Origin of the sequence: Desulfosporosinus metallidurans (assembly GCF_001936615.1) — a bacterium.
Taxonomy (GTDB): domain Bacteria; phylum Bacillota; class Desulfitobacteriia; order Desulfitobacteriales; family Desulfitobacteriaceae; genus Desulfosporosinus; species Desulfosporosinus metallidurans.
In genome coordinates, this window is the sequence record NZ_MLBF01000020.1 from 18734 (window position 1) to 30415 (window position 11682).

8 protein-coding genes and 1 pseudogene are annotated in these 11682 nt (G+C 44.8%); 1 reads left to right on the top strand and 8 read right to left on the bottom strand.

Features of this window, described 5'->3' with window-relative positions; genetic code table 11:
* Window positions 1-19: 19 nt before the first annotated feature.
* The 5 genes and pseudogenes from DSOL_RS13400 to DSOL_RS13420 all read right to left on the bottom strand — a co-directional run bounded on the left by DSOL_RS13400 (window position 20) and on the right by DSOL_RS13420 (window position 6823).
* Window positions 20-622 (bottom strand): DsbA family oxidoreductase, encoded by a 603-nt coding sequence (locus tag DSOL_RS13400; protein WP_083642551.1) that lies wholly within the window; start codon window positions 620-622, stop codon window positions 20-22.
* A 92-nt stretch (window positions 623-714) separates the two neighbouring features.
* Window positions 715-1344, bottom strand: coding sequence for a hypothetical protein (locus DSOL_RS13405; RefSeq protein ID WP_075365347.1), 630 nt, complete (start codon window positions 1342-1344; stop codon window positions 715-717).
* Window positions 1345-1762: 418 nt separating this feature from the next.
* Window positions 1763-2110: pseudogene (locus tag DSOL_RS13410) on the bottom strand (ATP-binding cassette domain-containing protein); the annotation flags it as partial.
* Between the two features lie 11 nt (window positions 2111-2121).
* Window positions 2122-5013, bottom strand: a complete 2892-nt coding sequence (locus DSOL_RS13415) for a VWA domain-containing protein (RefSeq protein ID WP_075365348.1) — start codon at window positions 5011-5013, stop codon at window positions 2122-2124.
* Window positions 5003-6823: a vWA domain-containing protein gene (locus DSOL_RS13420; protein WP_075365349.1), complete on the bottom strand. Its 1821-nt coding sequence runs from the start codon at window positions 6821-6823 to the stop codon at window positions 5003-5005. The genes DSOL_RS13415 and DSOL_RS13420 overlap by 11 nt, the downstream gene beginning before the upstream one ends.
* 365 nt (window positions 6824-7188) lie before the next feature.
* Between DSOL_RS13420 and DSOL_RS13425 the strand changes: the two genes are divergently transcribed.
* Window positions 7189-7773: a Uma2 family endonuclease gene (locus DSOL_RS13425; protein WP_075365350.1), complete on the top strand. Its 585-nt coding sequence runs from the start codon at window positions 7189-7191 to the stop codon at window positions 7771-7773.
* Between the two features lie 55 nt (window positions 7774-7828).
* Here the strand turns inward: DSOL_RS13425 and DSOL_RS13430 are convergent, their stop codons facing one another.
* The 3 genes from DSOL_RS13430 to DSOL_RS13440 all read right to left on the bottom strand — a co-directional run bounded on the left by DSOL_RS13430 (window position 7829) and on the right by DSOL_RS13440 (window position 11680).
* The gene (locus DSOL_RS13430) at window positions 7829-8710 is read right to left on the bottom strand and encodes a DUF58 domain-containing protein (RefSeq protein WP_083642556.1); all 882 of its coding nucleotides are present in this window, start codon (window positions 8708-8710) and stop codon (window positions 7829-7831) included.
* Between the two features lie 174 nt (window positions 8711-8884).
* Complete coding sequence (locus tag DSOL_RS13435) at window positions 8885-9871, bottom strand: AAA family ATPase (RefSeq protein ID WP_235838819.1); 987 nt, start codon at window positions 9869-9871, stop codon at window positions 8885-8887.
* A gap of 21 nt (window positions 9872-9892) precedes the next feature.
* Window positions 9893-11680: a hypothetical protein gene (locus tag DSOL_RS13440; RefSeq protein ID WP_075365351.1), complete on the bottom strand. Its 1788-nt coding sequence runs from the start codon at window positions 11678-11680 to the stop codon at window positions 9893-9895.
* Window positions 11681-11682: the final 2 nt, after the last annotated feature.

Sequence of the window (11682 nt, forward strand, 5' to 3'; positions counted from 1 at the left end):
TTTTCTCCATTCCCATAAGCTACAGCAAGTTTCCGGCCATGCGGAAACCGTGCCCCTGCAAAAGTCTCTCTAGGGTTTTGTAACTCTGGGCCCCATGGGCTGCGCGACCATCGACGATAAAACAAGGAACCGTATGAATCCCTAAACGGTGAGCCTCTTCCTCATCGGCCCAAACAGCTTCTTCATATTTTCTTGTAACGAGTGAGTTCAGAAATTCTTCCCGATCCAGCCCGATCTGGACAGCAATCTCCGTCAAAACTTGTGGGTCATTAATATTTTTCTCTTCTTGAAATTGAGCAGCAAACACCGCATCATGATAGGCGTTTCCCAGCCCATGTTCTTCGGCGAATTTCGAACCTTCTAACGCTAAGCTTGAATGTTTACTCTTATCGTTAAACGTCATCTGCAACCCGTATTTTCGGCCTAAAGCTTCAATACTCGCTTTCGCCCGAGCTACATAGTTTGGCGGTTTTTCGGGGATTTCTATACCTTCCGGCCTAAGCTCAAAGGCCTTCCACTCTATATATAAATTGTAGTCCTTGGCCAACTGGTCAAGTGGGACTTTCCCAATCATACAATACGGTCATAAGAAATCTGAGAAAACTGTAATCTTGTCCACCATGATTATGCCTCCCATTTTAAAAAGTACCATCATATACACCAGTATAGCTGGTACTTGACAGAAGTAAAACCTTACTCTCGGGCTCTTAGAATTTATAACTCTTCATAAAAAGGCAGCTGTTCGCCCATCATACAAGCGATTCTCCAAAGATAATCGTTGCCCATACTCTCACGTTTATCTTCTTTGAATCCTTTATTTAGAAAGAGCTTCAGTGTACTTTTATTTGCTGCGTAACCTGATAAATAGTTTGCCCCTTGTTCTTTGGCAAACCTGCGTAAATTATTGAGTACCTTATCAAGGATAGCATCACTTAACGAGTCGAAGTTATCATTTTTCACTAAGACGATATCATTAATAAAAATCTCTTGCTTGTTTAGCTTGGATATATGGAGACCGATTAAAGTATCTTCGGAACCTAAGGTATCCATCCACTTAATTTGGGGTAATTGAACCCCGATCAAATCTGCAAACTCCGGGCTATTTTTATAGTTCTCGTAATACTCCTGCAAAAGTTCAACAAGAGACAGATTATGTGCTCTTGCTTGCACAGAGATATTATATTCGCCAGGATACTTCAGCCTAATCTCATCATCGCGAAACACCTCAATCCGAGGATCCTTTCCTACTTCCGCCGAGATGTCATCGATCGGTAATATGCTATTTATTTGTTCCTCTGATGGATTCCACTGTTCAGAATAAATACGCCTTGGTTTAAGTGTCATTTCGAACCTCATCCTTTCGAAGTACATTATTACATTCCGTTTCGAGTTTCCCCTTTACTGCGGTCTCATCCTTGTTCATCACCCTAATTCATTCTTTCCCTTTTATCTTACACTATTCGGTAAAATCCAATAAATTCCTCCCATTCCGATGAAAGAAGTTTCCAATGGTCAGTTAAAGTTACACTATCTCAGTTATATCACTTGCTCTCTTTTTTGCAATATGTCTTTTCCTTACGTTTTTTTCGAGTCAAAAATCATAATGAAAGCATGAAGACGGAAATATAGATAGCGAGATAATAGGCTCCTTGAGAAATGTCTGTTAGAGGTTCATTCACCACGCCTGTTCCTCTAAAGATATTTACCAACATAATTATCGGCATAAATGTTGCCAACCCTAGACTAGGATATAGGCCTAGACTTCTTCTATGCCAAGTAAAGCCATAAGATTTTTGGCTTTCTTATTTACCTGCTCCAAACTCAGCCCGTAAACCTCTCCAATAAATGTAAGGTATTCGTAGGCTGTCAGGTTTTCGTATATATCCACTGTCTCAGGCACGTACCCTATTTTTCGTTTATATTCCACGTTGCCATTAGAGATATCCTCTCCAAAGATTCTGATCTCACCTCTGTACCCTTCCAACAAACCAAGCAAGATTTTAACAGTGGTGCTCTTTCCAGCCCCGTTTGGCCCAATGTACCCGATAATCTGGCCCCTGTATATCTCCAGATTAATTCCCTTCAGAACTTCTTTTGTACCAAAACTCATTTTAAGATCTTTTATTTTTTCTCCACGGATTCCTTGATTTGACTATCTATTCTATTATTATCCCTATTCGTTACTTTGCCTTTAGTTTCCGTACCCTTCGAAGCGATCTCCCCGTGCTCCTTCAAGTCTCCCACTTTTCGCCGTTTATCCTGCGCAATGTTTGCTGTCTTCGGGCCTTCCTGCCTGTTCCTCTCCTCCGCTCTCTGCTCCCCGATCTTTATCTCACCCAAAGATTGATATAGCTGTTCCCTACTTACTTTACGTTCTTTAATTGATTGGATCAAGGACTCTTGACCATGCTCCACTCTTTCTCCGCTTGCTGGCCGACCCAATCGGTGCCCTACTGCAGAAACCCATTTTAAATTCCAATTAAAGCGTCGAGAGGCTATATCAATGGGTAAAAGCAAAACAGCAAACATCAGGAACTTCGGCCATAGAGGAATTTTTCCCACGGCTTCTGGTGCCTTTAGTTTTCCTATCGAATCAAACTGAGTAGGATCAAGGACTTGCCCTCCCCCTGCTGAGGCAAGTTGTTCCAGAAATTTGAGTTGATCCGCTTGGAGCAAAAATTCCGGGGAATAGGACTGAACGAGACCTGTGGTTTGTTGGTGTACTATCTTGTCGCCTTCTTTTTCAACCACTTGTATCATATATGCACCCGGTTGCTCCATGGGAAAGTCCACTTGATACTGTCCTGGACTTATCGCGGGTATCATCAGATCCGAAGAACTTCCATTGGGGTCGATAACCTTAGCCTGCAGATCCGCAGCTTTACCACGTTCCACCGGCATATCCACGCTAATCCGACCTAAGCCCCCGTCACGAGTTGTGGTTACATTCAGGCCGTTTACATTCTCTTCTGGCAGTGTCCAACTCATCACCTTTCCCCAAAATTGCGGGAAAGCAGGCCAATTTACCCAGTGCTCTGCCCAACGTCCTTTGCTGTCACTAGTCCAGGCCACAGTTCGTCCAAGTCCATAGTGCCAGCGCGCCAAAACGGGATCTCCTTCATGGCTGGTAAGCACGACTTCCGCCGTATCTTTAGGGGTTGTGGCAACATAACCCAATAGCTGAGGTAGTTCATTAACCGTCGGCAACATACCGGTCGAGGCTGTGACCACTGGAGTAAAAGGCTCTTGCACAAAATAACTGCGGGTAACCATCATCGTTTCTTTAGCGAAGATCTTAGGAATAGTGTCTATCTGATTGGTAAAGTAATACCGACCATGTCCTTCTTGGGCTAGATACTTCAGTAACGACGTATCTGAATCACTGCCTACTGCTACGACAGACAAGGTTACATTATCCGCTTCCATTTGCTTAAGCAGATGGTCATAATCTCCCCCATACTTGGAAACCCCGTCGGATAAAAGAATAATATGCTTCACTTTGACTTTGGCTTCTTTGAGGGCCTTATATGCCGCTTCCAAGGAGGGGTACATATTCGTACCCCCACTGGGTTCAATGGATCCGATCTGCTCTTGGACCGATTTTTTATTAATTAACGGTGCCGTTTTAACCACCCATTTATACTCGCTGTCGAAGGTAATCACACCTAGTTGGTCTTTAGTGTCCAAGATTTCGGTTGCTCGCAGGGCAGCCTCCTTGGCCATATCCATTTTTGTGACGTTATTTTGCGTATGACACATACTACCTGATTTATCGATCAGCAGATTCAAGCCCACACTCGGCAGCTCTGCTTTACCCGTAATCTCCATATTAACTGGCAACGCTTTTTCAACTGGGGTCTTGAAATAGCCACCCGGCCCAAAGCTATTCTCTCCTCCAACCATGACTAAACCCCGCCCTAAATCACGCACAAAATTCTCTAAGGCTTGCATTGTCGCATCAGGCAAATCCGTCGCGGGCACATTAACGAGAACAACCGAAGAGTACTGGGCCAGTCCCGTTAACGTTTTAGGCATAGACTCCGAAGCAACGGTCTCCACCTTAAAATTCACGGAGGCTAACGCTGTTCCCAGCGCTTTACTATCCCCTTGGGTTCCTTCCACAACTAAGATCCTTGGCACCCCTTCAACTTGGGTTATGGCTTGGGCCATGTTATTTTCTTTATGCGTATCTTTAGCACTGATAACCTCAACCTTATAGGTATGTAAGCCTGCCTTTTCAGCATTCATACCCCAGACCAGTCGACTTATACCCTTTTCGATCTTAATTTCTTCTTCTCGCAATACTTTGTTATCCACCATTATCCGTACAGTGCCGCTGGTCGAAACCGTGCTTTCCAGCGTTGCCTTCAAGTCAAAGAACTCTCCTTCTTTAAGGCGGGAAGGAAGGTCAACGGTTTTCACCAGAACCTCTGGCCCACTAGAGGGAACGATTGGTAGTACATCAGTCCGAATCCCTTGTTGATTTAACAATTTGGCCTGTTCCAGAGCATTGCCCCGATTTTGTTTGCCATCCGTCAATAAGACGATATGTTTACCCTGTTCCTCAGGCATCAAAGAGCGAGCCAGTCTTAAGCCTGTTGCTAAATCCGTATAGTTAGGGTCAAGCACCCCTTGCAACCCTTTAAAATCGGGATGAGTTTCTACCGGATATTCGACCATCGGCCTTTTCCCTAGACTCACAACTCCTGCTCCCATAGTCGCAGGCAGGGAAGCTAGGGATTTACTGATCCACTCACTAATTTCTTTGTCCTTTTCCTGTAATGAAGCCGATCGGTCGGCTACATAAACCACCGATTTTTCCGAGTGTCGAAAATTAAGTTGCATCCCAGCCAACGAGAGAACCAGCAAGGTAACCAAAACTAAGCGCACCCCTAAAAAGCCTTTTTGTTGCCGGATGGTAAAAGCCTTAGGACTTGTTTTCCAAAGATCAACAAAATACGCTGCCAAGACAAATAAAAGCAAATAGAGAGGTTGTGAAAAACTAATGCCCACGTAAATACACCCACCATTCCACCGCTAAAAGCAGCAAGGCCGTCAAAACAAGCCAAGGCCAAAACTCCCATTTCACCTTAGTACTGACTTCCACGTTCAGATCCTTTTTGCCAAGCATCAGATGAATAACGGGTTTAACTTGGGATTCTTGAGCAGAGAAATAATTAACCGCGATAGGGCTCAGCGCTTTTTCTCCTTTACTCACCTGTTCCAGCTTATATAATCCTGGACTAAATTTTTCGGTTCCTTTGGTGATCGGGAAGGGGGGCGCGAGAGAAATCTTTTTGCCATCCGGTTGATAGAGGTTTACCTCATCCACCTGGGGGCGCACCCTCAATTCCCACGGTGATCCGATCGTCACTTGGGTTTCTGCAGGTTCCCCCCCAGGAAGAAGCCAATTCGTCAAATTCTGAATCAAAATTGGAAAAGCCGCTCGGAGAGGTAGATCAGATTGATGCAAATCAAAACCAAAAACTGCAGCTCTTACCTGACCAATTTTCCCTATCCCTAACATGGTCCGCTCCCCGCTTTTCAACAGCGCTTGCCCATCCGCGGAAAGTTTAACGTCTTTACTTGTAGCCACATGAACATCCGACCATGAAACATGATCTAGAAGGGGTTGCTCTGGCGCGGGTTGTAATTTTTCTGTGACTGATCCGTCCCTTTCTCCAATCAAGCCACTTGAAGTAGGGGGATTGAACACTAACAGTTGACCTTCTAGCGGCTTATCCGGCCAAAAACCATCTAAGACATAAAGGTCGTATTTATCTTTGACACTGGAATATGCTTCAGGCTTTACCTTATGAACCTCCAGAAGAGAATTTAATTTCAGGACTTGTTCCAGAAAGGAATTACCCTCCGTCACCAGCAAAACTTTGTTCAGAGCGTCCTTATGAGGAACCAACCAAGCGGTATTGTCAATCTCCAAAGCATCGTTTACTTCTAAACGCGCTTCTAAATAAGCGGTTTGTTTGGGTACAGGCCAGAAGAGATATCCTGGTTTACCTGGTTCAACCTTGACTGCTTGGACGTCTAGCATCTTGCCTTCAGAAAGTAGATTGACGGTGACCTCCTGCTCTTCAGCACCATAATTATCAATCCTCGTCATAGCAACTGGTCCTTCTGGACCGTCACGCCAAGAAAAAGCCCCTATAGCTAAATTATCTTCGCGGGTACCAATCCGTCGGTATTGAAATTCTTTTACTCCCACAGGTCCTTCCGGTAAACTTACTCCACCGTCACTGTAAAAAATCACCGGGGCCATGGTTCCCTTTTCCAGAAGTGCTGAGACTAAAGAAAGAGTGTTGTCGAGATTCCCCTCCTGATAACCCGGTTGCATCCCCTGTAAAGCGTTGAGAACTTCCTCTCGATCACTTTGGTTAGCCAGTATTTCTGGAACTGGCCCCACACCGATTAGCGTAAACTTTGTCCCGCTACTTTGGGCTTTGATTAGCTTTTCAGCCTCTGCCTTTGCCAGTTCCAGCCGGGTCCCCCCCTCTTCCTTAGTCATCATACTCGTCGAAGTATCCACCAAGAGAATGAAACTGGCACCTGCCTGCTGATCTCGCTCTAAAAAAGGGCGAGTTAAAGCCAAGACCAAGAGCAAAGCCAGCAGGAGCTGTATGAATAAAAGCAGGTTACGTCGCAATTTCTGCCAAGGGGTTTGCGAAATGGTATCCGCTAAAGCCTTTTGCCAGAGTAACGTACTACTCACCATTTGCTGTTGTTTCTTTTGCTTGAGTAAATAAAACAGAATAATGACGGGAATGGTCAGTAAGAAAACCAACGCGAAGGGAGCCAGGAACTGCATTACACCAACTCTTTTCTCAATTTAACATCTAGATAATCTAGACATCAGCTTCTCCACTGATGAATTTGGACTTTAAACTTGAAGGCTTTCGCAACATATACTATAATCTAGTTAATCGGAGAACTATACGTTTAGATTCAATTCAATTCCTAACAGTTTTTTAATCTCTGAACCTCTTGCTTGATTCTATTTATCAACTTTATTCTACAAACTACAACTATTCATGCAAAATTATGTTGTTTCTTGCTATTATAATGCTATAATTTATGTCTTCAGTTAGTTATTTCAAAACAAAGTATACCAGAAGATCATTATAAACAAGTTATTCCAAGTTATAGAAAACTCGGAAAAGGAGTGAATTTATAATGCCAATATTCCAGAACAATGCTAAACAAAAGTATACCTATACAGATTATCTAACTTGGCCCGAAGGAGAACGATGGGAAATAATTGACGGTGTACCCTACATGCAAGCAGCTCCATCCTGGCAACACCAAGCAATTTCCGGTGATATTTTTTCTCAATTTTATGAATACCTAAAGGATAAACCTTGTAGAGTATTTGCAGCTCCGTTTGACCTTTGTATTTCTGAAGAAAACGAAAGTGATGAAGAAATTTCTAATCTCATTTCACAGCCTGATATTGTCGTCGTATGTGATGAAAGCAAACTTAGAAAAACTGGGTACTTTGGAGTACCCTCACTTATAGTTGAAATTTCTTCCCCATCAACGGCAAGAAAAGATAAGATTTTGAAATTCAATAAATTTGAAATGGCTGGCGTGGAAGAATATTGGATTGTTGAACCTGAGAACAAGCTTGTAAACGTGTTTCTATTGCAAGATAATAAACGCTACGGTAGACCCGATATCTATTCCGATGAGGATGAAATAAAGGTGAACACTTTTCCAGACTTAATCCTTGACTTGAAGACAGTTTTTGCTAACCTCTGACTTCCAAGTGCGCATCAGGCATTAACAGCTAGAAATTCCCGTACTTTACCCTTACCTACACCAGAACCTCAACCCCGCGTAATGACCGTAAAAGAATATCTTCCAAATTGTCATCGGACCCGACCATGTGGTAAGTTATCTCTCGGCTTAAGCAAAATTGCTTAATACTGCTTAAAAATGTTTCCAAGTGATCCTTGTAGGCTTTGAGCAGAATCGGGGTAATACTCACTTCTTTTTCTAGGCCTGTCTCGCAGTCAACCAAACGGAAATTCCCCAGCAACTGGGGACCTCTTTCCTCAGGAGCAAGGATATGCAAGACCACGACCTGCTGTCCCAAATGCTGCAAGTATTTAAGACCCTCTTGAAAACCGGATGGGCTTAACAGATCCGAAATTAGAATAGCAATGCCTGGCCCCTTAATGTATTTTCCAGTTTGACGTAGGCTAATATTCAAGTCTGTCTCCCCACCCGCCTCCAATTGAGACAAGAATCCCCACAGCCTGCTGATAGCATTTCTTCCTCGTTGAAGAGGCAGAACGCGGTTCGTTTTCTGGTTTAAAGCGATCACACCCACTTGTTCCATATTCACTAACGCTAAATAACCTAAAGCCCCCACCAATTGTTTGGCTAAGAAAACTTTCGAACTCTCCTCCAAGGCCATGGAACCGCTCGTATCCAGCAAAAAATGAATCCTTAAATCATTCTCTTCCATAAATAGTTTAATAAACAACCTATCCAAGCGAGCATAAGCATTCCAATCCACTTGGCGAAAATCATCCCCAGCTACATACGACCGATAATCAGCAAATTCTACCGACTGACCTTTGCGGGTTGAACGATGCAGTCCACTATAACACCCGGCCTGAGCTTTCTTTAAGAGAAAAGCCATGTTCTCCAGCTTTTTAAGGAAATCCTTCTCAAAGATTAGTTCTGCCAAAACGGTTCCCCCTTACTCGATGATCGATATTTGAAGTTCGATGTTCGAAGACGAACAACGAATATGACCTCAGACTTCGAACTATGAACAAACTTGTACACCGTACTGTTTTCTTCGCACCTCAGACTTCGGACTTTGCACCGCTCACCTCAATCCTCGTGCATCGTGCCTCGATCACTTAGGTACGGATTCCAATAACTCTCGAACTAGCATATCAGTTGTGACCCCTTCCGCTTCCCCTTCGAAATTAATAAACATACGGTGCCTTAACGCTGGCAAAGCGACTGCGAAAACGTCCTCAAAGGCGACATTAAATCGTCCATCCAATAAGGCCCTGATCCGGGCTGTTGTTAAAATCGCCTGTGCACCTCGTGGGCTGGCACCGTACCGAACATATTTTTTAATTCGCTCATCTGCTCCAGGCTGTTCCGGATGAGTCGCTAGTAAAAGTCTGACGATATAATCTGTAACATGATCCGCAACCGGTATGTGCTGAGCAACTTTAATCAGCCGAGCTAATCCTTCACCGTCAACCACATTCTCCGGTTCAACGCTTTGTTCCGTAGTCGTCATCGTCAAAATGCTTTTTAGATCCTCAGCCGATGGAAAACCAACCATCACCTTAAAAAGAAACCGGTCAAGTTGAGCTTCGGGCAAAGGATAAGTTCCTTCCATCTCCAATGGATTCTGAGTTGCTAACACAAAAAACGGATTCGGCAAAGCCCTTGTGATTCCGGCGACTGATACCGTTCGCTCCTGCATAGCTTCCAGCAAAGCACTCTGGGTTTTTGGCGTAGCCCTGTTAATCTCATCCGCCAAAACCAAGTTGGCGAAAATCGCCCCCGCTTGAAACTGAAAGCCTCGTCCTTCTTCCGTTTCCGTCATAATGTTCGTCCCCACAATATCCGCAGGCATTAGATCTGGGGTAAACTGAATACGTGCAAATTTCAACCCTAAAACTTGGCTAAGGGACCTAACCAATAGAGTCTTGCCTAACCCAGGGACACCTTCCAACAAAACATGCCCGCCAGATATCAGGCATAACAAAACCTGCCTAATCGCATCCTGCTGACCGACCATCACCTTAGCGACTTCCCGTTCAATACCCTGTACCTTATCCACGATTTCAGCCAATTGAGCTTCTCGAATATCCGTCGGCAAACTCATCCCTCCAAAAGCACTTTATTCCCCAGACAAATCCAAAAAGTAGTTCCTAACTAACGCCTTTAGATTATCCGGGACATACTCCTTGTCCATACTTTCCCGAGCTTCGGCCTCGTACTGAGTAAATACTTCAGAATAAGGCTGTAAACTTCCACCCTGGACTAATCCACCCGTTGAATCAACCATCGTTGAATTTCCCGAGTTATTACCAGCCGAACCACTTAGGTTGCTTTCGACTCCCCCATTGCCAATTCTACCACTGGGAACATAAACTTGATCCCAATGACCTTCACGATTGTCCCCATTTCCTCCTATACCACTGGAACCGGGCCCCCCAACCTTCGTTTGGCCATTCATATCGCTCGTCTGGTTGCTTGATCCGCTCCCCGCATCATTGCCACTTTTCCCAGCCCCGCTACCGCCTCCTGATCCCCCACCAGCACCACCACTGCCCCCAGAACTTCCGCTTCCTCCGCTGCTCCCTGTTCCTGACCCAGAGCCTACTCCATTTCCGTTACCACTACCATTATCGCTACTGTTATTACCAGTTCCAGTGCCGCTTTGACTTCCACTCTTTCCGGCATCATTACTACTCGCCGTCTGACTGGAACTTCCAGAGCTATTAGAACCCATGGAGTTGGCAGCACCGCTAGGGCCAGCTCCATTTCCTGTGCGATTAGCCGTTGCCAACACTTTTTCCTTGGCACTACTCAACCCTTTGGCCAAATCACCTGCCAAACGAGTTGCTGCAGCATTCGAAGTAAGTTGCTGAGATAGCTTTTCTGACAAATTAGCCATTTCCTTCGCCCCTGCTTGCCCAGAGGAACCTATTGCTTGGCTAACCTTGTTCAAATCATCTGCTAAATCAAGATTACCCGCTTTTTCCTGGGACTTAGCGATCTCTTCGAAAAACTTGGACAGTTTCTCTCTTTCCACCGGGTCCATTTCTTGGATCTTCTTTTCTAGCTCTTTCGCCTGTTGCCGAAAATCTTGGGCATCCCGTTTTTGCAAAGCCGCCCCGGCTCCTTTCGTCGTCGAGCTTTGCTGTAATCGGAAGGCCAATTTATCCAGGTTTTGCTTCTCTTCAGCCTGGCTTAACTTTGTCGTCATTTCCTTTTGGGTCTTAGCTATGGCTTCTGCCCCTTCCCCCAAAGACTTTGCTTGCTTTAATTCCTGTTGTAACTTTGTCAATTCTTTAGAAAGTTGCTTTTTCAAATCTTCGGAGACGTTGGGATCGTTCTTAATAAGTTCTTCTACCTGTTTGACTGTACCTTCGGTTGCTAGGAGTTCCTTTTTGGCTTCGTGATTGTTGCGAGCAATCTCGTCCATCCGATTGGGCCACATAGTCAAAACAAGAACAACCGCCAAGAGGGCAGCGAGCATTCCCAGTTGTTTACCCAACTTGGGCCAAGGCAATGCTTTTTGAAACGAAAACCTGTCCAAGTGCTCTAACGCATCCTGACGCTGACACTGGGCTAAGACGTCCGTGGAATCTCTCAACTGCCAAGCCGTCGTTACCCGTTCTTTAAGCCCCGCTCGATCCACCGTTAAAGCGGTTTCCCACATACCGGGACGCAACATAAATGCCCTTAGCATAACAGATAGCAAAAGCAACAAGCCTAGACCAACAGCCCATGAACGACTGGCATAGAGAGGGAAAATACGTGCGGCTATCAACACAAGCAGGGCAGACCCCGCTCCCATACTAAGCCCTTTAATTAACCACTTGCCAAAATGCTGCCAAGTCATATGTCTAAGAACCGGCTTCAGCGCCTTGATTAAGTTTTTCTCTGTTACGGCTTCCACTC

What these genes read in the sequence shown, in the direction of transcription:
- DSOL_RS13405 (WP_075365347.1), bottom strand. Translation starts at nt 1,344, where the DNA reads ATGACACTTAAACCAAGGCGTATTTATTCTGAACAGTGGAATCCATCA.
- DSOL_RS13420 (WP_075365349.1), bottom strand. Translation starts at nt 6,823, where the DNA reads ATGCAGTTCCTGGCTCCCTTCGCGTTGGTTTTCTTACTGACCATTCCC.
- DSOL_RS13425 (WP_075365350.1), top strand. Translation starts at nt 7,189, where the DNA reads ATGCCAATATTCCAGAACAATGCTAAACAAAAGTATACCTATACAGAT.